Source organism: Reyranella humidisoli, from assembly GCF_019039055.1.
In the GTDB taxonomy this organism is placed as follows: domain Bacteria; phylum Pseudomonadota; class Alphaproteobacteria; order Reyranellales; family Reyranellaceae; genus Reyranella; species Reyranella humidisoli.
Genome location: NZ_JAHOPB010000001.1, coordinates 1 through 26,011 on the forward strand (window position 1 = coordinate 1; position 26,011 = coordinate 26,011).

At 66.6% G+C, this 26,011-nt stretch carries 30 protein-coding genes and 1 tRNA gene; 10 read left to right on the forward strand and 21 right to left on the reverse strand.

Going from position 1 to position 26,011, the window contains the following annotated elements; all coding sequences use genetic code 11:
• Positions 1-120 precede the first annotated feature (120 nt).
• The 6 genes from KQ910_RS00005 to KQ910_RS00030 form a co-directional block, all read right to left on the reverse strand.
• Positions 121-708 carry a LysE family translocator gene (locus tag KQ910_RS00005; RefSeq protein ID WP_216955587.1) on the reverse strand — a complete coding sequence of 196 codons (588 nt, stop codon included), beginning with the start codon at positions 706-708 and terminating at the stop codon, positions 121-123.
• 40 nt (positions 709-748) lie between these two features.
• Positions 749-1,558: a phytanoyl-CoA dioxygenase family protein gene (locus KQ910_RS00010; RefSeq protein ID WP_216955589.1), complete on the reverse strand. Its 810-nt coding sequence runs from the start codon at positions 1,556-1,558 to the stop codon at positions 749-751.
• Between the two features lie 3 nt (positions 1,559-1,561).
• Positions 1,562-2,338 carry a crotonase/enoyl-CoA hydratase family protein gene (locus KQ910_RS00015; protein ID WP_216955591.1) on the reverse strand — a complete coding sequence of 259 codons (777 nt, stop codon included), beginning with the start codon at positions 2,336-2,338 and terminating at the stop codon, positions 1,562-1,564.
• Positions 2,339-2,797 (reverse strand): MaoC family dehydratase, encoded by a 459-nt coding sequence (locus KQ910_RS00020; protein WP_216955593.1) that lies wholly within the window; start codon positions 2,795-2,797, stop codon positions 2,339-2,341. It abuts the gene before it with no gap.
• Positions 2,798-2,809: 12 nt separating this feature from the next.
• Positions 2,810-2,992 carry a zinc-finger domain-containing protein gene (locus KQ910_RS00025; protein ID WP_216955595.1) on the reverse strand — a complete coding sequence of 61 codons (183 nt, stop codon included), beginning with the start codon at positions 2,990-2,992 and terminating at the stop codon, positions 2,810-2,812.
• Between the two features lie 99 nt (positions 2,993-3,091).
• Entirely contained in the window at positions 3,092-3,409 is a 318-nt protein-coding gene (locus KQ910_RS00030; RefSeq protein ID WP_216955597.1) for a hypothetical protein, read from the reverse strand.
• A 173-nt stretch (positions 3,410-3,582) separates the two neighbouring features.
• Between KQ910_RS00030 and KQ910_RS00035 the strand changes: the two genes are divergently transcribed.
• Positions 3,583-3,822 carry a hypothetical protein gene (locus KQ910_RS00035; RefSeq protein WP_216955600.1) on the forward strand — a complete coding sequence of 80 codons (240 nt, stop codon included), beginning with the start codon at positions 3,583-3,585 and terminating at the stop codon, positions 3,820-3,822.
• A gap of 3 nt (positions 3,823-3,825) precedes the next feature.
• Here KQ910_RS00035 and KQ910_RS00040 read toward each other — a convergent pair whose 3' ends face one another.
• The 3 genes from KQ910_RS00040 to KQ910_RS00050 are packed head-to-tail and all read right to left on the reverse strand — an operon-like array spanning position 3,826 to position 5,233.
• Positions 3,826-4,353: a hypothetical protein gene (locus tag KQ910_RS00040; protein ID WP_216955601.1), complete on the reverse strand. Its 528-nt coding sequence runs from the start codon at positions 4,351-4,353 to the stop codon at positions 3,826-3,828.
• Between the two features lie 8 nt (positions 4,354-4,361).
• Positions 4,362-4,829, reverse strand: a complete 468-nt coding sequence (locus KQ910_RS00045; RefSeq protein WP_216955604.1) for a hypothetical protein — start codon at positions 4,827-4,829, stop codon at positions 4,362-4,364.
• 23 nt (positions 4,830-4,852) lie between these two features.
• A complete protein-coding gene (locus KQ910_RS00050; protein ID WP_068197679.1) occupies positions 4,853-5,233 on the reverse strand; it encodes a RidA family protein in 381 nt (126 codons plus the stop codon).
• A gap of 72 nt (positions 5,234-5,305) precedes the next feature.
• On the opposite strand from KQ910_RS00050, the gene KQ910_RS00055 reads away from it, so the two are divergent.
• The gene (locus tag KQ910_RS00055; protein WP_216955607.1) at positions 5,306-6,049 is read left to right on the forward strand and encodes an SDR family oxidoreductase; all 744 of its coding nucleotides are present in this window, start codon (positions 5,306-5,308) and stop codon (positions 6,047-6,049) included.
• Between the two features lie 51 nt (positions 6,050-6,100).
• Positions 6,101-7,612 carry a class I adenylate-forming enzyme family protein gene (locus tag KQ910_RS00060; protein ID WP_216955620.1) on the forward strand — a complete coding sequence of 504 codons (1,512 nt, stop codon included), beginning with the start codon at positions 6,101-6,103 and terminating at the stop codon, positions 7,610-7,612.
• Positions 7,613-7,657: 45 nt separating this feature from the next.
• Here KQ910_RS00060 and KQ910_RS00065 read toward each other — a convergent pair whose 3' ends face one another.
• Both KQ910_RS00065 and KQ910_RS00070 read right to left on the reverse strand, forming a co-directional pair.
• The gene (locus KQ910_RS00065) at positions 7,658-8,665 is read right to left on the reverse strand and encodes a Bug family tripartite tricarboxylate transporter substrate binding protein (protein WP_216955624.1); all 1,008 of its coding nucleotides are present in this window, start codon (positions 8,663-8,665) and stop codon (positions 7,658-7,660) included.
• 70 nt (positions 8,666-8,735) lie between these two features.
• Positions 8,736-9,371 carry a UbiX family flavin prenyltransferase gene (locus tag KQ910_RS00070; protein ID WP_216955658.1) on the reverse strand — a complete coding sequence of 212 codons (636 nt, stop codon included), beginning with the start codon at positions 9,369-9,371 and terminating at the stop codon, positions 8,736-8,738.
• 195 nt (positions 9,372-9,566) lie between these two features.
• Between KQ910_RS00070 and KQ910_RS00075 the strand changes: the two genes are divergently transcribed.
• Both KQ910_RS00075 and KQ910_RS00080 read left to right on the forward strand, forming a co-directional pair.
• Positions 9,567-10,577 (forward strand): glycosyltransferase, encoded by a 1,011-nt coding sequence (locus KQ910_RS00075; protein WP_216955661.1) that lies wholly within the window; start codon positions 9,567-9,569, stop codon positions 10,575-10,577.
• Between the two features lie 66 nt (positions 10,578-10,643).
• Positions 10,644-10,720, forward strand: a tRNA-Arg gene (locus tag KQ910_RS00080).
• A 51-nt stretch (positions 10,721-10,771) separates the two neighbouring features.
• Here KQ910_RS00080 and KQ910_RS00085 read toward each other — a convergent pair.
• Entirely contained in the window at positions 10,772-10,945 is a 174-nt protein-coding gene (locus KQ910_RS00085) for a hypothetical protein (RefSeq protein WP_216955664.1), read from the reverse strand.
• A 218-nt stretch (positions 10,946-11,163) separates the two neighbouring features.
• On the opposite strand from KQ910_RS00085, the gene KQ910_RS00090 reads away from it, so the two are divergent.
• The gene (locus tag KQ910_RS00090; RefSeq protein WP_216955667.1) at positions 11,164-11,793 is read left to right on the forward strand and encodes a MarC family protein; all 630 of its coding nucleotides are present in this window, start codon (positions 11,164-11,166) and stop codon (positions 11,791-11,793) included.
• 3 nt (positions 11,794-11,796) lie between these two features.
• Here the strand turns inward: KQ910_RS00090 and KQ910_RS00095 are convergent, their stop codons facing one another.
• The 7 genes from KQ910_RS00095 to KQ910_RS00125 all read right to left on the reverse strand — a co-directional run bounded on the left by KQ910_RS00095 (position 11,797) and on the right by KQ910_RS00125 (position 19,132).
• Positions 11,797-13,923, reverse strand: coding sequence for an adenylate/guanylate cyclase domain-containing protein (locus KQ910_RS00095; RefSeq protein ID WP_229600280.1), 2,127 nt, complete (start codon positions 13,921-13,923; stop codon positions 11,797-11,799).
• Between the two features lie 8 nt (positions 13,924-13,931).
• Entirely contained in the window at positions 13,932-14,666 is a 735-nt protein-coding gene (locus tag KQ910_RS00100; protein ID WP_216955670.1) for an RraA family protein, read from the reverse strand.
• A gap of 91 nt (positions 14,667-14,757) precedes the next feature.
• Positions 14,758-15,858 carry a calcium:cation antiporter gene (locus tag KQ910_RS00105; protein ID WP_216955672.1) on the reverse strand — a complete coding sequence of 367 codons (1,101 nt, stop codon included), beginning with the start codon at positions 15,856-15,858 and terminating at the stop codon, positions 14,758-14,760.
• Between the two features lie 3 nt (positions 15,859-15,861).
• A complete protein-coding gene (locus tag KQ910_RS00110) occupies positions 15,862-16,791 on the reverse strand; it encodes a branched-chain amino acid ABC transporter permease (RefSeq protein WP_216955675.1) in 930 nt (309 codons plus the stop codon).
• Complete coding sequence (locus KQ910_RS00115) at positions 16,788-17,669, reverse strand: branched-chain amino acid ABC transporter permease (RefSeq protein ID WP_216955678.1); 882 nt, start codon at positions 17,667-17,669, stop codon at positions 16,788-16,790. Before KQ910_RS00115 ends, KQ910_RS00110 begins: the two co-directional genes overlap by 4 nt.
• Positions 17,670-17,676: 7 nt before the next feature.
• On the reverse strand, positions 17,677-18,381 hold the full coding sequence (locus KQ910_RS00120; protein WP_369408261.1) for an ABC transporter ATP-binding protein: 705 nt from the start codon (positions 18,379-18,381) through the stop codon (positions 17,677-17,679).
• On the reverse strand, positions 18,374-19,132 hold the full coding sequence (locus KQ910_RS00125; protein WP_216955683.1) for an ABC transporter ATP-binding protein: 759 nt from the start codon (positions 19,130-19,132) through the stop codon (positions 18,374-18,376). The genes KQ910_RS00120 and KQ910_RS00125 overlap by 8 nt, the downstream gene beginning before the upstream one ends.
• Positions 19,133-19,255: 123 nt before the next feature.
• Here KQ910_RS00125 and KQ910_RS00130 point away from each other — a divergent pair, with 123 nt between their 5' ends.
• From KQ910_RS00130 to KQ910_RS00140, 3 genes are all read left to right on the forward strand, one after another.
• On the forward strand, positions 19,256-20,482 hold the full coding sequence (locus KQ910_RS00130) for an ABC transporter substrate-binding protein (protein WP_216955686.1): 1,227 nt from the start codon (positions 19,256-19,258) through the stop codon (positions 20,480-20,482).
• A 195-nt stretch (positions 20,483-20,677) separates the two neighbouring features.
• Positions 20,678-21,934, forward strand: a complete 1,257-nt coding sequence (locus KQ910_RS00135; protein ID WP_216955689.1) for an MFS transporter — start codon at positions 20,678-20,680, stop codon at positions 21,932-21,934.
• Positions 21,935-21,948: 14 nt separating this feature from the next.
• Entirely contained in the window at positions 21,949-23,079 is a 1,131-nt protein-coding gene (locus tag KQ910_RS00140) for a homoserine O-acetyltransferase family protein (RefSeq protein WP_216955692.1), read from the forward strand.
• A 2-nt stretch (positions 23,080-23,081) separates the two neighbouring features.
• Here KQ910_RS00140 and KQ910_RS00145 read toward each other — a convergent pair whose 3' ends face one another.
• A complete protein-coding gene (locus KQ910_RS00145; protein ID WP_216955694.1) occupies positions 23,082-23,966 on the reverse strand; it encodes a TauD/TfdA dioxygenase family protein in 885 nt (294 codons plus the stop codon).
• A 44-nt stretch (positions 23,967-24,010) separates the two neighbouring features.
• Positions 24,011-24,991 carry a Bug family tripartite tricarboxylate transporter substrate binding protein gene (locus tag KQ910_RS00150; protein WP_216955697.1) on the reverse strand — a complete coding sequence of 327 codons (981 nt, stop codon included), beginning with the start codon at positions 24,989-24,991 and terminating at the stop codon, positions 24,011-24,013.
• 117 nt (positions 24,992-25,108) lie between these two features.
• Between KQ910_RS00150 and KQ910_RS00155 the strand changes: the two genes are divergently transcribed.
• Positions 25,109-26,008 carry a LysR family transcriptional regulator gene (locus KQ910_RS00155; protein WP_216955700.1) on the forward strand — a complete coding sequence of 300 codons (900 nt, stop codon included), beginning with the start codon at positions 25,109-25,111 and terminating at the stop codon, positions 26,006-26,008.
• Positions 26,009-26,011 lie beyond the last annotated feature (3 nt).

Consider the following 26,011-nt stretch of genomic DNA (forward strand, 5'->3'; position numbering starts at 1 on the left):
AAGCGCACCCCCGAAGGCCTCTCGCGGTACATCGGAGACCTTCTCAAGACCATCCGACAATCCGAATGCTGCAACTACATTCACAGCGCCGGATATGCTCTCGTCAAAACGTGAAACGCTCTAACCGCGGCGGAACACGCTCGACACAACGACCGCCCCGAAGCCCAGCACGGCGATACCGGACCCGGCCTGCACGGCCTGCCTGAAGCGGCGATTGCCGAACCGGGACTGGACCAGCCCGGCCGAGAGCCCATAGGCGAAGTGCACGCTGCCGACGACCAGGATCAGAACCGAAAACAGTACGACGAACTGAGGCGCCAGCGGCTGGTCGCGATGGACAAAGTTAGGAAAGAGCGCGGCGAGGAAGAACACCGATTGCAGGTTGGTGGCGCTGACGAAGAGGGCCTGCAGGTAACGACGCAGCGGTCCCGCCTCGGGTGCAGGTGCTCCGGCGGACACGCCTTCGCGCGAGCGCCGGGCCCTGAGCAGCGCCTTCACCCCGAGGAACCCCAGGTAGGCCGCGCCGGCCAGGCGCAGTCCGTCGTAGAGCGCGGGCATGGCGAGGAGGATCGCGCTGACGCCCATCGCCGCGGCGAGGGCCACGAGGAACAGCAGCGAGATGTTGCCGAGGATGGTGGGGGCGATGCGCCACAGCCCGAAGCTCAGACTGTGGTCGATCACCAGGATGACGTTGGGACCGGGCGACACCGACGCCACGCGATGACGCCGGCGAAGACCACGAGTTCGTTCACGCGGGCCACACCTTCGGGAAGGTCTCGCATTCCAGCCGATCCCCGGGCTTCAGACCGTGCCCCTCGATGGGCGGCGAGATCTGGCCGGCGCGCGCGCCGTAGCGGGCATCGTCGCCGCACCAGCGGGTCGCCCAGGCGCGGCGGCGGCGCGCGGTCGAGCGGTTGCCCGACGCGCCGTGCAGGGTGAGCGCATGGAAGGCGATGACGTCGCCGGGCTCCATGTCCCAGGCGAGGAACTCGTGCTGGCCGCGTTCGGCATCGAGATCGGGCAGCGGCTCGAAGCGGCTGTCCTGCACCTGCAGGTCGACGCCGCCCTGCTTGAAGAACTTGGGCTGGAACCAGCGGCCCCAGCGGTGCGAGCCCTTCACGTATTCGACGCAGGTCGCGCGATCGACGGGATCGAGCGGCGTCCACAGCGACACGACCTGCTCACCGTCGATCGGATAGTAGGGCTGGTCGTGGTGCCAGGGCGTGCGCTCCTGCGTGCCCGGCTCCTTCACCAAGAGATGATCGTGATAGTAGATCACCTCTTTCGAGCCCATCAGCCGGGCGACGATCTCGCGCGCGGGCGATTCGTAGACGAAGGCACGCGCGGCCGGATGGCGCTGCCACAGCTGGAAGTCGACGAAGAACAGGCCGGGCGCGCCCTGGGGCGTGTTGATACGAACCATCGGGCCCGGGCTCGCCATGTCGTCGTCCACGGCGGCCCGCATGCGCTCGATCCACTCCAGGGGAATGGCGTTGCGCAGGCAGACCGCGCCATCGTCGCGGAAGCGGGCAATCTCGGCGTCGGTCGGCATCGGCATGGGTCAGATCTCTCCAAAATCGCCGCTGCGGCCCTTGCCGGCGGCGAAGCGGGCCGCGCCCTTGCGCGACTCGGCCTGCAGCGCCGGCATACCGTGGCGCGCTTCGTTGACGAGGGCGGCCGGCAGGTCGAGCGACCATTGGTCGTAGGACGACAGCCGGTCGGAGCGCAGGCAGGTCTGCGGGAATTTCGTCAGCACCTCGGCCAGCGCGAGCGCCTCGGACAGCGCCGTTCCTTCCGGAACGAGCCGATTGGCCAATCCCCAGTCGAAGGCTTCGCGCGCGCCGATCTCACGCCCGGTGAGGATCATGTCGAGAGCGCGACTATGGCCGATCAGGCGCGGGAGACGCACCGTGCCGCCGTCGATCAGCGGCACGCCCCAGCGCCGGCAGAACACGCCGAACTTCGCGCTTTCCGACGCCACACGCAGGTCGCACCACAGAGCGAGTTCGAGACCGCCCGCCACCGCGTAGCCCTCGACCGCGGCAATCACCGGCTTCGAGAGAAGATGGCGCGTCGGGCCCATCGGGCCCGGCCCGGCCGGATCGTGCTTGGCGACGCCTTCGCGGCTGGCCGCCACCTTGAGATCGTAGCCCGCGCAGAAGGTGCCGCCACGTCCGGTCAGGATGGCGACGGACTGGGCATCGTCGGCGTTGAAGGCGAAGAAGGCCTCGCGCAGCAGGATCGCGGTCTCGGGATCGACGGCGTTGCGCGCCTCGGCGAAGCGGTCGATCGAGACGACCGTCGTCGTACCGACTTTCTCGACCGCGACTTTCGCCATTTACCGGCCCTGCATCATGCGCAACGGCGTGTAGACCAGCACCGTCTCGCCCCTCTGGTTCTTGATCAGATTGGTGGTCCGCACCAGGGCGCGCGAGGGATCCTTGGACGTGGGCTTGATCTCGGTGATCTCGATCTCGACGTGGATGGTGTCGTTCACGTAGGTCGGGCCCTTGATGTCGAAGCCCATCGACAGGAAGGCGAGACCCGTTCCCTGCAGCGTGGTGGGGATCACAAGCCCCTCGGCCATGGAATAGACCAGCGCGCCGGGGACGGGATGACCGCCGCGCATGGGCGCATGTTCCTGGATGTATTCCCGGTTGGTGAACAGTTCCTCCGAGAAGCCGCAGAGCGTCACGAAGTTCAGGAGGTCGGACTCGAAGATCGTGCGGCCGTAGGTGACGAATTTGTCGCCGACCTTGAGGTCCCGCCAGTTCCAGCCTTCACCGAGCTGTTTCACGATGCCGCTCCTTCAGTGGGCGTGCGCGGGGTGTGCCCCTTCGCGCAACTTGTAGAGCCGGCTGCAATAGGGGCATTCGACATGCCCTTCGGCGCCCAGGTTGAGATAGACCTTGGGATGGCCCAGCGCGCCGCCGCCGCCATCGCAGGCGACCCGGTCGGTTTCGACGATGATGACTTCGAACGGCTCCGTCACGATCCCACTCCTGTTACGCGCGCGGATGATAGCGGCCTCGACCGCCGTGGTCATGCTCCCCGTCTGTGCTCCAACAGCGCGGGCACGTCCGGCCGGGGGCTAGGCGGCGCAGCGAATGACGACCGAAGCGGGGCCACGCACCACGCTCATGTCGCCGCGGGTCGGCATGTTTTCCATCTTGAGAGTCGTGTAGTTGCCGGCGCTGCTGTTGCACATGGCGACCGCGCGGGTCTGGCAGGCGCCGGGTTCCTTGCAGCTGATGGCGATGGCGGGTTTGCCGTCGGTCCAGGTCACCTGCGTCGCATTGGTTTCCGTCCGGGGATCCTCGCCCGGCGTCCCCTTGGCCATGCCACAGGCCGCGAGCAGACCCGCGATGCCGACCACGAACGTCCACTGAATCATCGATCGCGCCGTCATCGCCTCTCCCTTTTGGCCCCGCTGAAAGGGGCAAAGAACAGTACATCGCGCCTGCGGACAGGTGCAAGGTCGCGCGGTCGCGGCGACGTGATCCAATACCGGCCCGAAAGCCTCTAGAATGAGGCATGAGAACACGCTCCAGCGCCTTGCTTTCATGTGCTCTTGCGGTTGCTTTGCTGGCTCCCACCGCGGCAAGCGCCCAGCAGACCAACGAGCAGCTCGCCGCACGCTGCGCCGAACTCGGCGCGCTCTACGACCGTTACAATGCGCGCCGCGGCGAAGGGTCGGGCGGCCCCGACATGACTCGCCTCGGGGCCGGGATCGATTGCCAGAAGGGGCGCTACCAGCAGGGCATCAAGGCGCTGGAGGATCTCCTGCAGCGCAAACGCATGCCCATCCCTCCGGCAAGCTGAGGCCTACTTTCCCTTCAGCTTGAAGTCGCGCCACAGCACGATGCCGCTGGCGTTGTCCAACGTCGTGCCGTCGAGCTGCTTCTTCAGCTCGTGTGCCGTCGGCCGCCAGATGAGCGTGCTCTCGCCGCTTGCCCCGGCGAAGCGGGCGGTGCCGCCGGTCAGCTTGAAGGTGCCGCGGCAGCCCACGAGCTCGTAGCCGGCGCAATCCCATTCACCCCACGCCGTGGCGCCATCGCCCGCCGTGAAGGTGCAGCCGCCCGACGCGCTGGTCTTGCGGCTGGCCTGGTCGATCTTCGACGACAGCGCGCAACTGACGCGCCCGGCCTGCTGCGGCCCATCGTCGGTTTCGATGAAGAGCGGGCCGGCCAGGCTGGCGGCCACGACGAGCTGCTTCTCGCCGGCACGGACGATCGTGCCGTTGGCGCCGACGACCGCGAAGGCGTTGAAGGTCTGGACGTCGTCCTGGGCGAGGACAGGACTGGCGGCGGCCACGCAGAGAGCACCCAGAAGGGCGCGAGCGAACATCGTCATGGACCGCCTCACTTGAAATCGATGATGACGGCGTCGGCGCCGAGCGACACCGCGAGGCCCTGGCGGCGCGTCTTGAGGTCGATCATCACGCCGTTGGTGTTCTCAAGCCACATCTCGCCCTTGCCCTGGTCGCCGTAGGCCGCGCCGTAGCGCGCCTGGCCGTAGGCGCCGGGGAACTGGCGCAGCTCCTTCAGATTGTAGACGTCGCCATAGGCTTCCATCTTGGAAACGCCGAAGCCGCCGACCCCGAGCCCGCCGACCGAGAACCGGTAGTTGCGGCCCTCGTAGTGCAGCGTGCCGCTGCCGACATTGCCGCTGCCGAAGAAGGCCACCTGGACCTGCTCGATGCTGACCGTGCCGGACTTGACCCGATGCGGCTGGGCGATGGCCGGCGCCGCCAGCGCCGTTCCCACCAGCCCCACCGAGCCGACCAGCGCCTGCCGGCGCCCGAGCAATCCCACTCTCTTCACGCTCATTACGCTCTCCCCGATCGGCCGCGTCAGACGTCGACGACGGCCGTAGCCTCAATTTCGACCAGCAGCCCCGGCACGGCAAGGGCGCTCACGGCCACCAGCGTCGATGTGACCACCGAGCCCTTGAGTGCCTTGCCCAGCGCCGCGCTGACGGCGCCCATGTCACGGATGTCGGTCACGTAGATCGTCGTGCGCACGAGGTCGCCAAGGCGGGCGCCAGCCGATTTCAGACCGGCCTCGATCTTGCGCATGGTGATGGTCGTTTGCTGGGCCGCGTCCTTGCCCTGGACCTGCCCCTTGGCATTGAGGGAAGTCGTGCCGGACACGAACACGAACGGTCCGCTCTTGATGGTGCGGACATAAAAACCCGCCACCTCGGTGCCGTCCGGAAAGACTTTCTTGGCCATGCCTCGCTCCAGTTCTTCGATGCGCTATGCTGGCACTCTAGGCGGCCGTTCGCGCCGGGCAAGGAGGAAGCCGTGTCACTCGATCGCTATCGCACCGCCATCGTCACCGGTGCCAGCCGCGGGATCGGTGCGGCGATCGTCCGCGAGCTGCGGATCGGCGGCCTCGACGTCTATGCCGTCGCCCGCTCGGCCGACGACCTCACCGAACTGGCCCAGGAGACCGGTTGCCGCCCGCTGGCACTCGACATCTCCCATCGCGATGCCGTGCTGCATGCGCTGGGCTCGCTCGATGCCGACGTGCTGGTCAACAATGCATCGGCTCCGGTGCGCGGCGGCGTGTCGTGGGAGACCCCGCCCGACGACATCGACGTGCTGATGGACGTGAACCTGCGCGGGACGCTCAACTGCCTGGCCGCCGTGGTGCCGGGCATGACGGCGCGCGGGCTCGGCCACATCGTCAATCTCGGCTCGACCTCGGGCACCGCGCCCCTGCCCGGCATGCCCGTCTATGCCATGACCAAGGCCGCCATCCACAATCTCAGCCAGACGCTGCGCCTCGACCTGCACGGGACGGGCGTGCGGGTGACCGAGATATCGCCGGGCAGGGTCGAGACCGGTGCCCATCTCGGCCTGATGGAGGATCGCGAGGAAGGGCGGCGCCGCTTCTACGAGGGCTTCGAGACGCTGCAGCCGGGCGACATTGCCGAGGCAGTCATGTTCGTGCTGGGCGCGCCGCAGCGCATGGATGTGAGCTTCATGGAGATCGTCCCGACCGACCAATCGTACGGCGGTTCGCAATTCCACCGCCGGCGCTGATCTGCGGCACGTCGCTTGCAGGAAGAACGTCCGTTGGGCAATCAGGGAACCATGAGCCTCAAGAACCTCGCTGCCATCCTCGACCCGCAGGCGCCGGCCGACCGGCCCTTCATCATCCAGGTCTCGCCCGAGGGCGACGAACAGCTCCGACTGAGCTACGGCGAGGCGCGCGCGCGCATCGCAGGCCTTGCACGCGGCCTGCTGAAGCGCGGCCTCAAGCGTGGAGAGGCCGTGGCGATCGTCGCGGCCAACAGCGCCGACTATCTCGTGCTCTACATGGCCACCATGGCGGCCGGCCTCGTCTCGGTCTGCGTCAACCACAAGCTGCCGCGCGAGACCGTGGCGCACATCATGAAGGACTCGGTCGTCAAGCTGGCGATCGCCGATGCCGAGCGCGCGCCGCCGGTCAGCGCGCTGGTGCCGACCGTGGCGATCGAACAGCTCGACAGCCTGCTCGATCCGGGTGCGTTCGATGCCGTCGACATGGCGCCGGAAGAAGTCGCCATGGTGCTCTACACGTCGGGCTCGACCGGGCTGCCGAAGGGCGTGCCGCTGACGCATGGCGGCTACATCTGGGCGACCGGCGCCACGCCCGAGCAGCGGCCGGGCATCGAGGACCAGAAGATCATCATCGCCGCGCCGCTGTTCCACATGAACGGCCTGTTCAGCGCCAAGCTGGTGATGATCAACGGCGGCACCATCGTGCTGATGACCAACTTCACCGCCCGCGGCTTCATCCGCGCCATCGACCGCAATCGCGTCTCCATGATCACGTCGGTGCCGACCATGCTGGCGCTGGTGATGCGCGAGACCGAGGAGCTGGCCAAGGCCGATCTCGGCTGCGTCACCACGGCGGTCACGGGTTCCGCGCCTTCGACGGCGGAGTTCTTCGAGCAGATGCACCGGATGTTCCCCAACGCCGAGACGGCGAACAGCTGGGGCACCACCGAGTCGGGTCCGCTGGGCTTCGGCCCGCATCCCGACGGCATACCGAAGCCGATGGGCGCGCTGGGCTATCCGCGCAAGAACATCGAGGTGAAGTTCGTCGGCGGCGCCGAGACCGGCGCGACGCAGGGCGTGCTGCACATCCGCACGCCGGCGCTGATGAGCGGCTATCTCAACCGCGAGACCGACACGAAGAAGCGGCTGATCGACGGCTGGTACGATACCGGCGACGTGATGCGCCGCGACGAGAACGGCTTCGTCTTCTTCGTCGGCCGTGCCGACGACATGTTCCAGTGCGGCGGCGAGAACGTCTATCCCGGCGAGGTCGAGAAGCTGCTGGGCCAGCATCCCGATGTGGCGCAGGCCTGCGTCGTGCCGGTGCCGGACGAGATCAAGTACCAGCTCCCGGTCGCCTTCGTGGTCGCCAAGCCCGGCACCTCCCCGACCGAGGAGGCCCTGCGCCGCTTCGCGCTCGACAACGGCCCGGCCTACGCCCATCCGCGTGCGGTCTGGTTCGTCGACGAGATGCCGCTCGCGGGAACCAACAAGATCGACCGCAAGACCCTGGTCGATCGCGCCGTCGCGACCTACGCGCGCGACGACGCGAAGCGGGTTTAATCAGTCATCCTGAGCGAGGTACGCCCGCTCGGGATGCCCCCGATTTCAGGAGTCCGCCGTGAAGCCGATCTTCTTCACGATCGGACCCCAGCGGTCGTAGCTCTGCTTCAGGAGCGTTGCGAGTTCCTGCGGCGTCGAGGATTTAACCTCGAGGCCCATGACGGCGAGGCCGTCGACCACGTCCTTCTGGGCGAGCGCTGCGCGCAGCGCTTCGTTGGCGCGCATGACGACCGGGGCGGGCGTGCCGCCCGGAGCGAAGAAACCGAACCATTCGGAAAAGACGAGATCCTTGTAGCCCTGCTCGGCGAAGGTCGGGACGTTCGGCGCGAAGCGGCTGCGGGTGGCGCCCGAAACGCCGAGAAGGCGCGCCTTGCCGGCGGCGACCTGCTGGGTGAACTCGCCGACCGGACCCGACACCGCCTGGATCTGGCCACCGACCATGTCCTGCACGGCGGGCTGCGTGCCGCGATAGGCGACATGTTTCAGCTCGATGCCGCCCGCCTGGCCCAGCAGCACGCCGATGAAATGCGGAACCGAGCCGGCCGCCGGCGAGCCGTAATTGGCCTTGTCCGGGTTGGCTTTGCACCAGGCCAGGAACTCGGGGATGTTCTTCACGCTGTCGGGCACGGCGGGGCCAACGCAGAAGCCGAAGTCGAAGACGCAGGCCAGTGTCACCGGCGTCACGTCGGTGAAGGCGTCGTAGGCCAGCTTCTTGTAGATGTGCGGATAGATCATCAGCATCGACGCGGGCGTCTGCAGGATGACGCTGCCGTCGGTCGCCGCGCCCTTCATCGACTGGATGGCGATCTGGCCACCGGCGCCGGCCTTGTTCTCGACGATCGCCGCCTTGGTGTAGGCGGTGCCCTTGAGGCCCTCGGCGACGCGACGGCAAAGCGTGTCGGACGTGCCGCCCGGCGGGAAGCCGGTGATGATGCGCACGTTCTCGAGCGGCTGGGTGCCCTGCGCGCCCGCACGGCCGGCGAGCCCCAGGGTGGCGAGCGCGGCAGCGGCACCCGTGGCGCGGACGAAGCCGCGGCGGTTCTGGTTGGTCATTGGTTTCCTCCCGTTTGTGCGCGGACTGTCGCCCAAATCTGCGGGCGCGCCAAGTGCGGCCGTCGGAAGATCACCTGCCACTCCGACGCCGGACAACGGCGGCCTTCTTCACGCCGGAAGGGCCGGTCCATCGCGGAAACGTCCTGGTGTCGAGGCCGAACAGGTCGAGCACGCGCGCGACCGAATGGGTCACGATGTCGTCGACGGTCTTCGGGCGCGTATAGAAAGCCGGCGACGGCACCGCGACGATGGCACCCATCTCGGTGACAGCCAGCATGCTCTTGATGTGGCCGGCATGCAGCGGCGTTTCGCGGAACATCAGCACGACCCGCCGGCGTTCCTTGAGGCAGACGTCGGCTGCACGCGAGACGAGGCCAGACGTCACCCCGGTCGCGATCTCGCTCAGGGTCCGCACCGAGCACGGCGCCACGATCATGCCCATGGTCTGGAACGACCCGCTCGATATCGCCGCGGCGATGTCGCCCGGCGCATGGACGTGATCGGCCAGCGCCCGCAGGTCGGCGGCAGACATGTCGGTCTCGAGCGACCGCGTCTGATCGCCCGCCTTGGAGATCACGAGATGGGTCTCGATCTTCAGGGCGCGCAACGCTTCCAGCACACGAATCCCGTAGACCGTTCCCGAGGCGCCGGTGATGCCGACGACCATGCGCCGGCCCGATGCGCCTGCTGCCTTGCTCGTTGCCATGCGCAGTCCCTCAGCCGCCGTTCTTGATGTTTGCGACGTGCCGAACTGCAGCGTCTCGCAAGACTTCACCTTTATGTGAACAAGTTACAGTGGAAACGCAATATGATGTAAGGTGGCCTTAAGCTGGCAACGATATCAGTGCCCCAAGATCGATCAAGGACGGTCCGCGGGCCAGTTTTCGCAATGAAAGATGCAGTGTCTCCCTCCGCCCTGAACCTCTTCCATGAAGAAGACGCCGCCGATCGCTGGCTGCCTCTGGTTCGCCGCGCCTTGCGCAGGACGAAGCCGTCCAGCGGAAGTTTCCAGAGCTTCCAGAACCTGTGCGCCGGCCTCGATCACCTCGGCATACCCTATCGGGTGAACAACTACGCGCATCTGCGTCGCCATCCCGGCGAGATCGCCTGCGTCATCGGCAAGCCGCCGGTGCTGGACAAGATCCCCTGCGGCACGCCGATCGTGTTCGGGTCGGCGGGCTACGACCATCCGGTCGACGATCCCACACTTCTCTCCGATCACAACATCCGGGGCGTGCTGGTGCCGTGCGAATGGGTCCGGAAAATGTGCGAACCCTACTGGGGCATGAAGGTGCATGCGTGGGCCGAGGGTTTCGACACCGAAGGCTGGAAGCCCCTGCCCGGCGCCGTCCAGGACATCGACGTCCTGGTCTGCGACAGGATCCGTTGCCATCCCGAGCGCGATCGCCCGGCGGTCCGCGATCCCATCGTCCGCGACCTCGAGGCCCGCGGCCTGCGCGTTGCCACCTTCCGCCACGACGGCGGACGCGAGGAACAGTTCCGCGCCCTGCTCGCCCGTGCGCGCTCGATGGTGCTGCTGAGCGAGCATGAGACCCGGGGCGTTGCCCTGCGGCAGGCCCTGTCGTCCGATGTTCCCGTCCTCGCCTGGGACGCCGGCGGCCTATGGCAGGATACCCGCTACCATCCCCATCGCGTTCAGTTCGGCCCCGTGACCTCGACTCCCGACTGGGATGACCGCTGCGGGATGAAGTTCCGCGATACCGACGACTTCGGCGCCGTCTTCCCGCGCTTCTGGACGGGCGTTCTCCAGCAACGATTCGCGCCCCGTGCGCATGTGCTGGAAAATCTGACCCTGGAAGCCGGCGCACGCCGTTACGCCGACCTCGTGCATCGCCTGAACTTCGGTGCCCTCGACCGGGAAGAGCCGGCAGACTGGCTAAAAGCTGCCTGACCGCGCGAACGCTGCCGCCCGGGCGCGTTGCACCGCGAGGGTGCCTCCGGTATGGTCCGCCGCGCTGGACCCGTAGCTCAGCTGGATAGAGCGCTGCCCTCCGAAGGCAGAGGTCGTGAGTTCGAATCTCGCCGGGTCCGCCACTTCACCTTGAATTCGATGACCGTGCGAAAGGCCGACCGCGACCCGCCGGCCTACGTGCTGGTCTTGCTCCGGGCGCCTCGCCCCCGGCCGTCGTTCGCGCCGCGACCGCCGACCGACAGAGTGATGTCCGTCAGTGTTCCCAGACGCTGGAGCACAGGCGCCACGTAGGCTCGCTTGGCCGCCGGGGCCGTGGGTCGGGCATCGGTCTCGAATACGTCATTCATGGCGTACCTCACAAACACTTGCCGCAGCGTCATCGAGCCCCGGCCACCACATTCTAGAAAAGATCGCCCCCGCTGTCCCGTTCTTCGAACGGCCGAAGCCGGACCGCATTGACACATTCGCATCCGGCGACTGATGTAGCGCCTCTGCAAACCGGGGACGCCCAAGAGCTTCGCCGGACCGGCACCGTCCGTCAGTGCAACAGTCAGGGATTCCCCGCGTGACTCCGACTTTCCTGAACGACTTCTTCTACGAGTTCGTCACGCTCTTCGTCATCCTCGATCCCATCGCCACGGTGCCGATCTTTCTCATGGTCACGGCCGGCCTGGACCGCAAGAGAGCGCTCCTGGTGGCGGCCTATGCGGTGGGCGTCGCCTTCCTGATCCTTCTGTTCTTCATCGTCGTGGGACGGCCGCTGCTGTCGGCGCTTCACATCCCGATGTCCTCGTTCCAGTTGGCGGGATCGATCGTGCTGCTGCTGTTCGGCGTGAAGATGGTGTTGGGCAAGGTGACGGAGGACGCGCTCAGCATGCCCGATGATGCGACGCCGCTTCAGCGCGCGGTCTTCCCGCTGGCGGTTCCCGGCATCGCCGGCGCGGGCGCGATCCTGACCGTCGTGCTGCTGACCGACAACAACGTCCGCTCGTTCGGCGAGCAGGTCACGACGACGGCCATCCTCGCGCTCTGCCTCTTCCTGCTCTTCGTGGCCTACGCGCTGGCCGGAACCCTGTTCCGCCTGCTCGGCAAGCCCGGCATCGAGATCGTGAGCCGCGTGTTCGGCCTCATCCTGTCGAGCATCGCCGTCACGGGACTGATCGTCGCCATCAAGCTGAGCTTCGGCCTCGGCTGAGGCTCACAATCTCAGGAGCCAGGCCTCGACGTTGCCCTTGCCCTTCACCTCGATCTCGCCGCGCGCCTCGAAGACGAACTGGTCCTTGAGCTTCTCGTAGACCGGTCGCGTGACCTGGATCGAATCGGGGATGCCGCCGGATTCCATGCGGCTCGCGAGGTTTACCGTGTCGCCCCACAGATCGTAGATGTACTTGCTCTTGCCGATGACGCCGGCCACGACCGGGCCGCTGTTGATGCCGACGCGCAATTTCATCGACACGCCATGCTCCATCGCATGCTCGCGGGTGATGTGGACCATGCGGATCGCCATGCGCACCATGCGCTCGGCGTGATTCGGCACCGGCACCGGCAGCCCGCAGACCGCCATGTAGGCGTCGCCGACGGTCTTGATCTTTTCGATGCCGAGCTCGCTGGCGGCGACGTCGAAGCGGGTGAACAGGCCGTTCAGAAGCGTGACGACCTCGGCTGGCGGCATCTCCGACGAAAGCTGGGTGAAGCCGACGAGGTCGGCGAAGGCGACCGTGACCTCAGCAAAGCCGTCGGCAATGCCCTTCTCGCCGCCGCGCAGCCGGTTGGCAATCGGCGCCGGCAGCACGTTCAGGAGAAGCTCCTCGTTCTCGCGGTTCTTCGATTCGATGACGAGGTTCTTCCGGTTCAGCTCGTCGATCATGCCGTTGAAGGCGAGGCAGAGCTGGCCGATCTCGTCGCGCGAACGGACCGGCACGTGCGCATCGAGATCGCCGGCCGCGAAGCGCCGCACGCCGGCCGTGAGGTCGCGCAACGGACCGAGCAGCGAGCGCGAGAGCCAGGCCCCGGTGAAGACCACGATCAAGAAGGCGATCGCTCCGACGATCATGAGGTCACGCTCCAGCCGATAGACCGGCGCGAAGGCTTCCGCGCTGTCGATCTTGGCGACCAGCCCCCATTTGACGCCGGCGATCCGGACCGGTCCCCAGGACGCCAGCGTGGGTACGCCGCGATAGCCGACGATCTCGCCGAACCCCTCTACGCCACCGACCGCGGCGCGCGTCGCCGACGTGTCGGCGCGCTGGTGCAGGATCGGAGAGCCGAATCGCTTGATGGCGGCAATGTCCTCGTCGGCCGCGCCGCCGGCCTTCAATTCGGTGAAATAGACGTCGCGGTTCTCGAAGAAATAGCGGCCGCTGGAGCGCACCAGGAAATCCGGGCCGATCAGATAGGCCTCGCCGGTCGAGCGAAAGCCCTCGTTGCGCCAGCGTCGGCCGCCGGTGACGATATTGTCGATCTCGTCGATGGACAGTTCCGCGATCAGCACGCCGGTCACGGCGCCCTGGTCGATGATCGGGGCCGCCATGAATGCGGACGGCAACCCTTCGGATGGCAGATAGGCCGAGAAATCCTCGAGGCACGTCGCGGAGGGATCGGGGGTGGTGGCACAGCGCGCCGCGGCCGCGGCGAGATTGGACTGGCGATAGGGGCCGGCCCGGAGCGAAGTCGCGAAGTCGGCATCTTTGTCGACCGTGTAGATCACCCGCCCCGTCCTCGGATCGACGATCATGAAGTCGTGAAAGCCGAGTGTCGCGGCCGCCGTCCGCATCAGCGGGTGATAGACCGCATGGACCTTGCTGTAGGCGCTGCCGTCGCCGGCATCGTCGAGGAGGTCCCGCCGCCCGTCGGGATGCGGATTGCGGACGATGTAGAGGTCCTGCAGGAAGTACGCGGCCGAACTGGTCGGCATGAACTCGGCGGCGGGAACATCCGCGCCCAGCAGCTTGCGCACCATCGGCAGGTAGTGGCCCCCGTACCAGCCCTGGACGGCCTGCTTCACCTCGGCCGGGAGTTCCTTGCTGTCCAACTCGTCGACGGCCTCGCGGAAGCCGCGCGTGGCGTCCACGACCATCTTGGCGGCTGCGAGCAGGCGCATCTCGCTGCGCACGGTGCGGAAATACCCCTCGACCTGGTGCGCCTTGGTCTCGCGGGCCGCGGTGAGCTGGTCGAAGATCGCCCGCTCGAGCGCCTCGCGGGCCTGGATGTAGCCCAGCACACCGGTGATCACGACCGCGACCGCGCCCAGCAGCAGCAGGATCGCGAACAGCTTGGCCGCCAGTCCCCAGCGAGTTGGCCGTGGCTCGGCGGCGGTCACGGTCATGACACGACTTATCCCTTCTTCGCGCCGTAGGTGCCGCCGGAGTTGATCGCGCGGATCTCGGCGGCGGTCTTGGCCTTGCGCATCATCTCGAGCTTCTCGGCCTCGTCGGCCAGCATCGCCTGGGCGTTCTTCAGTACGGCGCGGGCATGCTGTGCGGGAAACTTCACGGCGCCGTTCTCGTCCATGTGGATCAGCTCGCCCGGCGCCACGTCCATGCCGCCGACCGACACCGGGGCGTTGACCGACTGGACCGCCATGTCGCCGTGCCCGGCCGTGACGCCGCCCAGCAGCATCTGGAACTTCATGCGGCGGATCGCATCGACGTCGCGCGACGGGCCGTTCGACAGCAGGCCGACGCAGCCGACGGCCTGCATCGAGGTCGTCATCATCTCGCCGGCGAGGCCCGCCTTGTTCATCAGCTCCGGGGGCCACTTCTGCTGGATGACCAGGATGGTCGGCTTCTTCATGGCGTCGAGCGCATCGACCACGTCCATGAAGGTGAGACGGCCGGCGAAGTTCGGGTCTGGCAGGCCGTACACGCAGGTAACGGCATAGCCGATGAGCGCGCCCATCTCCGGATACATGCAGCGGATCGAGGTGTCGGTGTACCAGTTCTCGGTCCACGGGTTGTAGAGGCCGAGGCAGAGGGGATTCTTCGGATAGGTCGCGACCACGTTGGTAATGGTCGGCGTGTCGATCTTGCGCAGCTCGGCGAACAGCTGGTCTTCGGAAAGCTCGGACATGTCGGTCGTTTCCCCCTGGGTACGGCTTCGTTCTTCGCGCGAAAGGCGGCGGCGGGCAAGAGCCCTGCCCGCCCCCGTCACCCGCGCCGCCTCACGGCACGAAAATCAGGAAGACGAAGGTCGCGAACAGGACCAGGTGAACGAAGCCCGGCAGGATGTTCGTCCGCCCTCCACCGAAGGTCACGAGGCTGACGCCGAACGTCAGGACCAGCAGCACGATGTCGTGCGTGTCGATGCCGAGCGCGAGCGGCTGGTTCAGGACCATCGCCAGCAGACTGACCGCCGGGATGGTAAGTCCGATCGTGGCCAGGGAAGAGCCGAGCGCGAGGTTCAGGCTCTTCTGCAGCTCGTTGCGCCGGGCCGCGCGCAGCGCGGCCAGGGTTTCGGGCAGCAGCACCAGCAGCGCGACCAGCAGGCCGATGGCATCGCGCGGCGCGCCGACGGCGGTGACGACCTTCTCAACCGAGCCGGAGAAGCCCTTGGCCAGGAGCACCACCGCGACCAGAGAGACCACGAGCTGGCCGACGCTTTCCCAGAACTCGGTCGGCGTTGGGCCGCCGCCGGCCTCGCCATGGCCCTCGCCGGAATCCGAGAGAAAGTAGTCGCGATGACGGATCGTCTGGACGTAGAGGAAGACGCCATAGAGGACGAGGGTGACGAAGCTTACGAAGACGAGCTGGGTCGGCGAATAGAACGGGCCGGGTGCGCTGGTCGTATAGGTCGGCAGGATCAGCGTCAGCGTGGCGAGCGGCATCAGCACCACGAGATAGGCGTTGGCGCCCGGCAGGCGGAAACCCTGCTCGCCGTAGCGAAGCCCGCCCACGATCAGGCACAGGCCCACCATGCCGTTGCAGACGACCATGATCACGGAGAAGACCGTCTCGCGCGCGAGCCCCTCGTTACCCTCGCCCGCGAACATGATCGAGAGGATCAGCGCCACCTCGATCACCGTCACGGCCACGGTCAGCACGAGCGTGCCGTAGGGTTCGCCCAGGCGATGGGCGATGACGTCGGCGTGATGGACCGAGGAGAAGACCGTGGCCATAAGCACCGCCAGCTCGATGACGGGCAACACGGCGGCCATGGTCGGCGAGAGCGAGCCGCGGCCGATGGCCAGGGAAATCGCGAGGGCAATGAGGAGGCCGAGCGCGGGAACCAGCCGCCACGAGAGGGGCTTGCGCGCGCTGGCCATCCGCTAGCGCGCCTGGCGCCGTTTCCACCAATCCGCGAGTTCGCCGACGACGCCCTTGCGGAATGCGAGCACGATCACCACGAAGATGGCCCCCTGGATCACCAGCACGAACTCGCCGGTGAAGGCCAGGTAGTTCTGCATGGTGACGATGATGAAGGCACCGACCACCGGGCCGACGATGGTGCCGAGGCCGCCGACCAGCGCCATCAAAACGACCTCGCCGGAGGTCGAGGCCGCTACGTCCGTGAGGGTCGCGAACTGCTGCACCATCGCCTTGGTGGCGCCGGCAAGGCCGGCCAGCGCCGCCGACAGGACGAAGGCCAGCAGCTTGTAGCGATCGGCCTCATAGCCCAGCGACTTGGCGCGCTGTTCGTTGTCTCGAATGGCCTTCAGCACCTGCCCGAAGGGCGAATGGATGACGCGATAGATGGCGGCGTAGCCGAACAGGAAGATCGCCAGCACGACGTAGTACAGGACCTTGTCGTCCTTGATCGGGATCAGGCCGCCGAGCAGCGCCTTGCGGGGGATGCCCTGCAAGCCATCCTCACCGCCGGTGAACGGCGCCTGGATGCAGAAGAAATAGACCATCTGCGCGAAGGCGAGCGTGATCATGGCGAAGTAGATGCCCTGACGGCGGATCGCGAGCGCACCGGTCACGAGGCCCAGCAGCGCCGCACCGGCCACGCCGAGCAGCAGGCCGAGTTCGGGCGCCATGTCCCACGCCTTCACGACATGACCATAGAAATAGCCCGCCATGCCGAAGAACATGGCATGGCCGAAGCTCATGAGGCCGGCATAGCCCAGGAGCAGGTTGAACGCGCAGGCGAACAGCGCGAAGCACAGCGCCTTCATCAGGAAGACGGGATAGGCGAAGGCCGGCGCAACCAGCGCCAGCACGATCAGGAGGGCGTAGCCTATGCGTGTCGCGTTCATTTGGTCTGCCCGAACAGGCCGGCCGGCTTGATCAGCAGGACGAGCGCCATGACGACGAAGATCACCGTGTTGGAGGCCGGGGGGTAGAAGACCTTCGTCAGGCCCTCGACCAGGCCCAGGCCGAAGCCGGTGACGATCGACCCCATGATCGAGCCCATGCCGCCGATCACCACGACCGCGAAGACGATCAACACGAGGTTGACGCCCATCAGTGCCGATACCTGCTGGATCGGTGCGGCGAGCACTCCCGCCAGCGCGGCCAGCGCCACGCCCAGCCCGTAGGTGAGAGTGATCAGGCGCGGCACGTTGATGCCGAAGGCGCGGACCAGTGTCGGGTTCTCGGTGGCTGCGCGCAGATAGGCGCCGAGCTTGGTGCGCTCGATGCCGTACCAGGTGGCGAGGCAGATCACGAGCGCCGCCACCACGACGAAGCCTCGATAGGTCGGCAGGAACATGAAGCCGAGATTGAAGCCGCCGGGGATCGGGTTGGGATAGGGAGCGCCCGAGGATCCCCACTTCCACTGGAAGAGACCTTCGATCACCAGCGCCAGGCCGAAGGTCAGCAGGAAGCCGTAGAGATGGTCGAGATGATAGATGCGCTTCAATATCAGCTTCTCGAGAACAATACCGAACAGGCCGACGATGATCGGGGCGATGACGAGCGAGGCCCAGAACGGCACGTCGAAGATGCCGAGCAGCAGCCAGGCCGCGAAGGCGCCCATCATGTACTGGGCGCCGTGCGTGAAGTTGATGACGTTCAGCATGCCGAAGATCACGGCCAGGCCGAGGCTCAGCATGGCGTAGAAGGCGCCGTTGATCAGGCCGAGCAGAAGCTGGCCGAACAGCGCCTGGGGAGGAATGCCTAGAAGTTCGAACATGGCGGCCTCATACCCCCAGATAGGATTGCAGCTTGCCGATGCTCTGCTGCACGTCGCTCGAGGCGACCGTGTCGATCACGCGCCCGTCCTCCATCACATAGTGGCGGTCCGCAACCGTGGCCGCGAAATGGAAGTTCTGTTCGACCAGCAGGATGGTGAAGCCCCGGCTCTTGAGCTGGCGGATGATTTCGCCGATGCGCTGGACGATGACTGGCGCCAGCCCTTCCGTCGGCTCGTCGAGCAGCAGCAGCGTGGCGCCGGTGCGCAAAATCCGGCCGATGGCCAGCATCTGCTGCTCGCCGCCGGACAGCTTGGTGCCCTGGCTGTACCGCCGCTCGAGAAGATTCGGGAAGAGCTTGTAGATTTCCTCGATGCTAAGCCCGCCCGGCTTGACGACCGGAGGCAGTCTCAGGTTCTCGTCGACGTTCAGGCTCGAGAAGATTCCGCGCTCCTCGGGGCAGTAGGCGATGCCGAGGCGGGCGATGTAATCGGACGTCATGCCGATCGTCTCCCTTCCCTCGAAGGTGATCGATCCCGTGCGCTTGCCCAGGATGCCCATGATCGACCGCAGGGTCGTGGTCTTCCCCGCGCCGTTGCGCCCCAGCAAGGTAACGAGCTCGCCGCGGCGGATCTCGAAATCGACGCCGTGCAGGATGTGCGACTCGCCGTACCAGGCCTGCAGGCCCGCGACTTTCAACAATGTCTCAGCCATGACCGGTTCCGACATAAGCCTCGACGACGGCGGGGTGTTTGGAGACCGTGGCGTAAGGCCCCTCGGCCAGCACTTCGCCGCGCGCCAGCACGGTGATCGTGTCCGAGAGGTCGGCGACGACGGACATGTTGTGCTCGACCATCAGGACGGTGCGGTCCTTGGCGACGGTGCGGATCAGGGAGGCGATTCGCTTGATGTCTTCCTGCCCGAGGCCGGCCATCGGCTCGTCGAGCAGCATCATCTCGGGCTCCAGAGCCAGGGTGGTGGCGATCTCCAGGGCGCGCTTGCGGCCATAGGGAAGGTCGACGGCCTGGGCTTCCGCGAATTCGGCGAGACCGACGGCGGCCACCAGTTCCAGCGCCCGGGCATCGAGCCGGGTGAGCACGTTCTCGGAACGCCAGAACTGGAAGGAAATACCCAGCTTGCGTTGCAGGGCGACGCGGACGTTCTCGCGCACGCTGAGATGGGGAAACACGGCCGAGATCTGGAAGGACCGGGCCAGCCCCATGCGGGCGATCGCGGCCGGCGAGCTGCCGGTGATGTTGCGCCCGTTGAAATGGATCTGGCCGGCCGTCGGCGACAGGAAGTGCGTCAGCAGGTTGAAGCACGTCGTCTTGCCCGCGCCATTTGGCCCGATCAACGCGTGAATTGTGTGCCGCTTCACCCGCAGATTGACGTTCTTGACCGCGATGAAGCCCTTGAACTCCTTCGTCAGTCCTGTCGCCTCGAGAATTATTTCTTCTTTGGCCATCGGCTCTCCCTGTGCGGCGAATTAATCGAAGCTTTGTGCGTCTGTCCAGCACTGGCGTCCGCTTCGCCTCGCGGCTAGATTTCGGCCACCAGAAACGGGGAACACATTGGGAGGATCGAGTTCATGAAGTTCAAGACCAGCATCAGGCGCGCCGGAGCCGCCGCCGCCGTGGCCGGCCTCGCCGTCGTCGGCCTGGCGGCCTACGCCCAGGCCCAGGCGCCTCAGCCACTCAAGATCGGCGTCATGGAAGGCTTCTCGGGCGTCTATGGCGACCTGACCCAGGGTGAGGTCGAGGCCATCCAGATGGCGATCGACGATTTCGGCGGCAAGGTCCTCGGCCGTCCGATCGAAATCCTGCAGGCCGACCACCAGACCAAGCCCGATGTCGGCGCGGCCATCGCCCGCAAGTGGTACGACGTCGACGGCGTGAAGATGATCACCGGCATCGGCACATCGTCGGTGGCGCTGGCGGTGCGCAAGATTGCCCAGGAAAAGGGCATGATCGACATCAACACTGGCGCGGCCTCGGCCGACCTCACCGGTCCGGCCTGCTCGCCGACGGGCGCGCACTGGGTCTACGACACCTACTCGCTGGCCAAGGTGACCGGCGGCGCGGTCGTCAAGGACGGCGGCGACTCCTGGTACTTCCTCACCGCCGACTATGCGTTCGGCCATGCGCTGGAGCGCGACGTCACGGCGGTCGTTACGGCGGCCGGCGGCAAGGTGCTGGGCGGCGTCAGGCATCCGCTCAGCACGCAGGACTTCTCGTCGTTCCTGCTGCAGGCGCAGGCCTCGAAGGCCAAGGTCATCGGCCTTGCCAACGCGGGCCAGGACACGATCAACTCGATCAAGCAGGCCGGCGAGTTCGGCATCACCAAGAGTGGCCAGCGCCTCGCCGGCCTCCTGGTCTTCTCGACCGACGTGGCCGCTCTCACCCTGCCGGTGGCGCAGGGCCTCGTCCTCACCGAGGCGTTCTACTGGGATCTCAACGACGAGACCCGCGCCTGGACCAAGCGTTTCCGCGCCAAGAAGGACAAGATCCCCAGCATGCTGACGGTCGGCGTCTACAGCTCGACGCTGCACTATCTCAAGGCGGTGCAGGCCGCGGGGACCGACGACCCGAAAGCGGTGATGGCGAAGATGCGGGAAATCCCCGTCAACGACGTCATGACGAAGAACGGCAAGCTGCGCGAGGACGGCCGCCTGGAACGCGACATGTACCTGTTCCAGGTCAAGTCGCCGGCGGAGTCCAAGAGCAAGGACGACATCTACAAGCTGATCGCCACGGTGCCGGGCAACGAGGCCTTTCGCCCGATGAAGGACGGCAAGTGCCCGTTCGTGAAGAACTGATCCCTCGCGGATCGTGACCTACAAGGAGGGGCGCCGCGAGGCGCCCCTTTTTCTTTCCCGATCCAAGGGAGCGCTCCCGTTCCTTGACGGGCCATCGGTGCTCACGTCTGATGTGCGAAAGCTCGACGACAACGGGCGAGTGGGGAGTGACGCCGCGTGACCGTTCAGGATCGGCCCCTCAAAGGGGCCTGGGGCATGACCGCCCTGCTCTTTCTCTTCATGCTGATCAATTTCGCCGACAAGGTCGTCGTGGGGCTCGCGGCCGTTCCTCTCACGCGTGACCTCGGACTGACGCCGGAACAGTTCGGCGACATCGGCTCGGCGTTCTTCCTGCTGTTCGCGGTCTCGGCGATCGTCGTCGGCTTCATCTCCAACCGCGTGAAGACCAAGCACACGCTGCTGGTCATGGCGATCCTCTGGTCGATCGTCCAGTTTCCGATGCTGGGCATGGTGAGCCTGGAGACGCTCATCATCTGCCGCGTCATCCTGGGTGCGGGCGAAGGGCCGGCCGGTCCGGTCGCGACCCACGCCATCTACAAGTGGTTTCCCGACTCGCTGCGCGGATTGCCGACGGCGGTGATCGCACAGGGATCGGCCTTCGGCGTCATCATCGCCGTGCCGCTGCTCAACTGGATCATCGAAAAATACTCGTGGCACTGGGCGTTCGGCGCGCTCGGCATCGCGGGCCTGGCCTGGGCCGTGCTGTGGCTGATCTTCGGCCGCGAGGGCACACTCGTCGATGCTCCGGTGAGCAACACCGGCGGCAGCAACGAGCGCGTGCCCTATCGCTACCTGCTCACCTGCCCGACAATCCTCGCCGCCTGCGCCGCGGGCTTCGCCAGCTACTGGGGCCTGGCGCTGGGCCTCACCTGGTTCACGTCCTACCTCGTCGCGGGCCTCGGCTTCAGCCAGAAGCTGGGAGGCAACCTGACCGTCCTGCCCTGGGTCTTCGGCGCCCTCGTGGTCCTGGCCGGAGGTTACGTTTCCCAGAGACTGAAGAGGAAAGGTGTGTCCAGCCGCCTCTGCCGCGGCGTCCTGCCGTGTCTCACCATCGTCGCCGGCGGCTGCGTGCTTCCCTTCGTCGGCGCGATGCCGACGGACGGTCTCAAGATCGCCGCCCTGGTCTTCGGTTCCGCCATCGGCAGCACGATCTACGTCGTCCTTCCCATGATCATCAGCGAACTGACCCCGCATCCGCAGCGCGCGGCGATGCTGGCCATCACCACGTCGGTCGTGACGTTCGCCGGCGTCCTCGCACCCCGGATCATGGGCTCGATGATCCAGAACGCGGCAACGCCGATCGCCGGCTACGAGCAGGGCTACGTCATCCTCGGCGTGCTGCTCCTCGCCGGCGGCATCATCGGCCTGCTCTTCATCCGTCCCGAGAGGGATCGCAAGCGACTGGCCGCGCACGCCATCGCCGACCTGCCGCTCCAGCCCGCCCGCGCCTGACCGAGGAGGAACCGATGACGTCGTCGCTGCCCCGCCGCCCACTGCTAGCCGCTCTTTCCGCCGCGCCGTTCCTGATCGGCAGGGGCGCTTCCGCCCAGGGAGAACTCGTGAACGTCCAGAAGCAGCTCTTCACCATGAAGGAGTTCCGCCTCGAGAGCGGCACCGTCATGCCCGACGTCAGGATTGCCTACGAGACCTACGGCACGCTGGCACCCGATGGCCGCAACGGCGTGCTGCTGACTCACGGCTACACGTCGAGCCAGCACATGGCAGGTCGCGCGGGCGCCAACGGCGCGGAAGGCTCGTGGGACGGGCTGGTCGGCCCCGGCAAGGCGATCGACACGAACAGGTTGTTCGTCGTGTCGTCCAACATGCTGGGCTCGTCCTACGGCTCGACCAATCCGGCGCAGGTGAACCCGAAGACCGGGAAGCCCTACGGCCCCGATTTCCCGACCATCACGCTGGTCGACATCGTCAACGCGCAGAAGGCCCTGCTCGACGGTCTCGGCGTGAAGCATCTCGTGGCGGTCGCCGGCCCTTCCTTCGGCGGCTACCAGACCTTCCAGTGGGGCGTCACCTATCCCGATTTCATGGACGGGCTGGTGCCGGTGGTGAGCGCGCCCAAGGGCTCGGGTGGCGAAGCCTCGGTCAAGGCACTGATCGACGTGCTGGCCAAGGACCCGAACTGGAACGGCGGGCGCTATTACGAGAATGGCGGGATCACCAGGGTCCTGACCGACATGCGCGTGGCGACCCTGAAGCGCTACGGCATCGAGGAGCAGCTCGCCGCGCAGTTCCCCGACAAGGCCGCGCGCGAGGCCGAGATCGTGAAGCGCGCCGAAAGCTGGTCCAAGGTATTCGACGGCAATTCGCTGGTCGTGCTGCGTCGCGCCAGCGTGAACTTCGACGCCGAGAAGGACATGTCGAAGATCAGAGCCAAGGTACTCTACGTGATCTCGCGCACCGACAAGCTCTTCCCGCCCTCGATCGCGCCGGCGGTGATGGAGAAACTGAAGGCCGCCGGCGTGACCGCCGATTATTTCGAGATCGACAGCGAACTCGGCCACTCCGCCTCGGGCCTCGACGCCGCCAAATGGGCACCGCGGCTCAAGGCCTTCATGGCGACGCTGCCGAAGGGAGCCTGATCCTAGAAGGGGCGGTCGCCCTTCACCGTGACGCGGTGGCCACTGCGGGTGTGGGGCCAGTAATCCCACATGGCGCGGTGCTGGGCGCAGCGATTGTCCCAGAAGGCGATCGAGTTCTCGCGCCAGCGGAAGCGGCACTGGAACAGCGGGTTCTCCATGTGCTGGTAGAGATAGCGTAGGATCGCGTCGCCCTCGTCGCGCGGCACGCCGAGCAGGCGGCTGGTGAAGCCGGCATTGACGTAGAGGCACTTCCGGCCGGTGACCGGATGGGTGCGCACCACCGGATGCTCGGCGCGGGGATACTCGGCCTTGTCGGCCACGCCGATCGGCTTGAACAGGCCGCGATAGACCGGCTCGCCGTCATGCAGCGCGATCATGCCGTCGAGATAGGCCTTCATGCGGTCTGACAGCGCGTCGTAGGCCGCGTACATGTTGGCGAACAGCGTGTCGCCGCCGCGCGGCGGGCAGGTCTTGATGTGGAGGATGGAGCCCATCGGCGGCTCGACCTCGCAGCTTACGTCGGTATGCCACCCCTCGCCGTTGGCGCGCGGGCTGTTCCTGTCGGAGTGGATACGCATCATTTCCGGCACGCCCGGCTCATGCGGCGCGGCGGGATGGACATGCAGCTCGCCGAACAGGCGGCCGAACGACATGTGCTGCTCGGGCGTGAGCACCTGATCGCGGAAGAAGATCACCAGATTCTCGGCCAGGGCCCGGTGGATTTCGTCCTGCTGGCGGTTCGACAGCGGCTTGCTGAGATCGATGCCGCCCAGCTCCGCGCCGATGATCGGCGTCAGCTTGTCGACGGTGATCGTCTCGTAGGGCGCACCCTCCTCGGCCTTGTAGCGGATACGCGGGCCGGCATTGGCGTTCAGGGAACCTGTCATGATTGTCTCCAGGGGGGATGGAAAGAGCCGGATTCCTCTCGTCTCTATTCGTCGAGGGTGATCTTGTTTTCCCGGATCAGCTTCGACCAGACCTCGCCTTCCGCGGCGACGAACCGATCGAACTGCTCCGGGGTCCAGTCCTTGAGGACGGTCCCGAGCTGGGTCGAGCGTTCGACCACGACATCGAGCCTGGCGATCTTCCTCATCGCCGCATTCAACTTGTCTATGATCGGCTTGGGTGTGCCCGCCGGTGCGAACATCCCGTACCAGGCATCGAACACGAAACTCGGCAGGCCCGCTTCGGCCGTCGTGGGAATCTCCGGGAACGCGGGATGACGCGCCTCGTTCGCAATGGCCAGCGCCTTCACGTTGCCGTTGCGGATATGGGCCGCGAGCGAGGGCGGACTCATGACCGCCAGCTCCACCTGCCCCGCCACGAGGTCGGCGCTCACCGGCCCCGCCCCCTTGTACGGGATATGGACGAGATCGATGCCGGCCGCCTTGTTCAGCAGCACACCGCCGATATGGGCGACCGAGCCCGGCCCGAACGACGCATAGTTCAGCTTGCCCGGATTGGCCTTGGCGTAGGCGATGAAGTCCTTGAGATTGTCGGCCGGCACCTTCTTGGCAATGACGATGAGCTGCGGGGCGATCGCGCCCATGGCGACACCGGTCAGGTCCTTGGGCGACCAGTTCAGGTTCTTGATCATCGCCGGGTTCGCCGAATGGAACGACGAATACTGCATCAGCAGCGTGTACCCATCCGGCTTCGCCTTCGCGACGAGAGCCGTGGCGATGTTGCCGTTGCCACCGCCCTTGTTGTCGACGATGACCTGCTGGCCGAACTCCCGGGACAGGTGATCGGCGAACATGCGGCCCACGATGTCGGTGCCGCCGCCCGGAGGCGCGGCGACGACGAGGGTGATCGGCCGATCGGGATAGGCGCCCTGCGCCTGCGAGATCCGGCTCGCGACGATCGATCCGGCGGCGGCGGTTCCGAGCGTAAGGAGGTGTCGGCGCTGCATCCCTGTGTTCCTTCTCGATCCGCCCCACCACGGGCGCGGTTGACGCAGCGCTAGCACCGATCCACCTTATGCATGAAGTGCATTGTCTGCAGACTTATTGCTGAGGCTTTCGCAGGAATGGACAAGCGTCTCCTCGAGTCCTTCGTGGCCGTCTATCGCTCGGGATCGCTGGTGGAAGCCGCGGAGCGCCTCAACATTTCGCAATCGGCCCTGTCCCGCCGCATCACGGAATTCCAGCATCGGCTCGGCCTGTCCCTGTTCGAGCCGTCGGGCCGCGGCATGGCGGCCACCAGCGATGCGCACGACCTGCTGCCGCTGGCCTCGGCGGCGCTGGAAGGCATCGCCAGGCTCGAAGCGGCGGCCCGGGTCAACAGCGTGCAGCCCGCGGTGCACATCACGGTCGCCGCGACCGCCCATACGATCGAGACGGTGGTGGCGCCGCGGATCGCCGACTTCATCCAGACCAAGCCGAACATCCGCATCGGCGTCATCGAGGCCAACGGCGTCGAGATCGAGAACCTGGTGCTGAGCGGCGAGGCGTCGATGGGCATCACCGGGCGCCCGCGCTACGACACCGGCCTCGTCGAGCACCAGATCGTGCGCCTGGACATCCTCGCTGCATCACCGAAGCCCTTCAGCGCCAGCGAACGCCGGAGCGGAATCGACCTCCGGGCGCTGTGCGAGCGCGACCTGCTGGTGCTGGATCGCGGATATCAGTCGCGTCTGACTCTCGATGCAGCCCTGCGGCTGCTGTCGCTGTCGCCCAGCATCCGCCACGAGGGCGGTTCGGGAACGGTGATCCTTGCGCTGGCCCGGGCCGGCCTCGGCACGGCCGTCATCCCGGCGACCACACGCACCGACCTTCACACGGCCAAGATCATCGCCAACGGCATCGTGCTCGGCATGGACCTCGCCGCCATCTGGGATCCCACGCTGCGCTGGCGCGCCGAAGTCGAGCAGGTCGCCGAATCGATGCGGGCGTCCTTCGCCACCCGCAAGCGCATGCGGCGCGGGTGAACC

Coding starts and splice junctions, on each gene's coding strand:
- KQ910_RS00010 (WP_216955589.1), bottom strand. CDS start 1,558: ATGCCGATGCCGACCGACGCCGAGATTGCCCGCTTCCGCGACGATGGC.
- KQ910_RS00015 (WP_216955591.1), bottom strand. CDS start 2,338: ATGGCGAAAGTCGCGGTCGAGAAAGTCGGTACGACGACGGTCGTCTCG.
- KQ910_RS00030 (WP_216955597.1), bottom strand. CDS start 3,409: ATGACGGCGCGATCGATGATTCAGTGGACGTTCGTGGTCGGCATCGCG.
- KQ910_RS00040 (WP_216955601.1), bottom strand. CDS start 4,353: ATGACGATGTTCGCTCGCGCCCTTCTGGGTGCTCTCTGCGTGGCCGCC.
- KQ910_RS00045 (WP_216955604.1), bottom strand. CDS start 4,829: ATGAGCGTGAAGAGAGTGGGATTGCTCGGGCGCCGGCAGGCGCTGGTC.
- KQ910_RS00050 (WP_068197679.1), bottom strand. CDS start 5,233: ATGGCCAAGAAAGTCTTTCCGGACGGCACCGAGGTGGCGGGTTTTTAT.
- KQ910_RS00060 (WP_216955620.1), top strand. CDS start 6,101: ATGAGCCTCAAGAACCTCGCTGCCATCCTCGACCCGCAGGCGCCGGCC.
- KQ910_RS00065 (WP_216955624.1), bottom strand. CDS start 8,665: ATGACCAACCAGAACCGCCGCGGCTTCGTCCGCGCCACGGGTGCCGCT.
- KQ910_RS00070 (WP_216955658.1), bottom strand. CDS start 9,371: ATGGCAACGAGCAAGGCAGCAGGCGCATCGGGCCGGCGCATGGTCGTC.
- KQ910_RS00085 (WP_216955664.1), bottom strand. CDS start 10,945: ATGAATGACGTATTCGAGACCGATGCCCGACCCACGGCCCCGGCGGCC.
- KQ910_RS00095 (WP_229600280.1), bottom strand. CDS start 13,923: ATGACCGTGACCGCCGCCGAGCCACGGCCAACTCGCTGGGGACTGGCG.
- KQ910_RS00100 (WP_216955670.1), bottom strand. CDS start 14,666: ATGTCCGAGCTTTCCGAAGACCAGCTGTTCGCCGAGCTGCGCAAGATC.
- KQ910_RS00105 (WP_216955672.1), bottom strand. CDS start 15,858: ATGGCCAGCGCGCGCAAGCCCCTCTCGTGGCGGCTGGTTCCCGCGCTC.
- KQ910_RS00110 (WP_216955675.1), bottom strand. CDS start 16,791: ATGAACGCGACACGCATAGGCTACGCCCTCCTGATCGTGCTGGCGCTG.
- KQ910_RS00115 (WP_216955678.1), bottom strand. CDS start 17,669: ATGTTCGAACTTCTAGGCATTCCTCCCCAGGCGCTGTTCGGCCAGCTT.
- KQ910_RS00120 (WP_369408261.1), bottom strand. CDS start 18,381: ATGGCTGAGACATTGTTGAAAGTCGCGGGCCTGCAGGCCTGGTACGGC.
- KQ910_RS00125 (WP_216955683.1), bottom strand. CDS start 19,132: ATGGCCAAAGAAGAAATAATTCTCGAGGCGACAGGACTGACGAAGGAG.
- KQ910_RS00130 (WP_216955686.1), top strand. CDS start 19,256: ATGAAGTTCAAGACCAGCATCAGGCGCGCCGGAGCCGCCGCCGCCGTG.
- KQ910_RS00135 (WP_216955689.1), top strand. CDS start 20,678: ATGACCGCCCTGCTCTTTCTCTTCATGCTGATCAATTTCGCCGACAAG.
- KQ910_RS00140 (WP_216955692.1), top strand. CDS start 21,949: ATGACGTCGTCGCTGCCCCGCCGCCCACTGCTAGCCGCTCTTTCCGCC.
- KQ910_RS00145 (WP_216955694.1), bottom strand. CDS start 23,966: ATGACAGGTTCCCTGAACGCCAATGCCGGCCCGCGTATCCGCTACAAG.
- KQ910_RS00150 (WP_216955697.1), bottom strand. CDS start 24,991: ATGCAGCGCCGACACCTCCTTACGCTCGGAACCGCCGCCGCCGGATCG.
- KQ910_RS00155 (WP_216955700.1), top strand. CDS start 25,109: ATGGACAAGCGTCTCCTCGAGTCCTTCGTGGCCGTCTATCGCTCGGGA.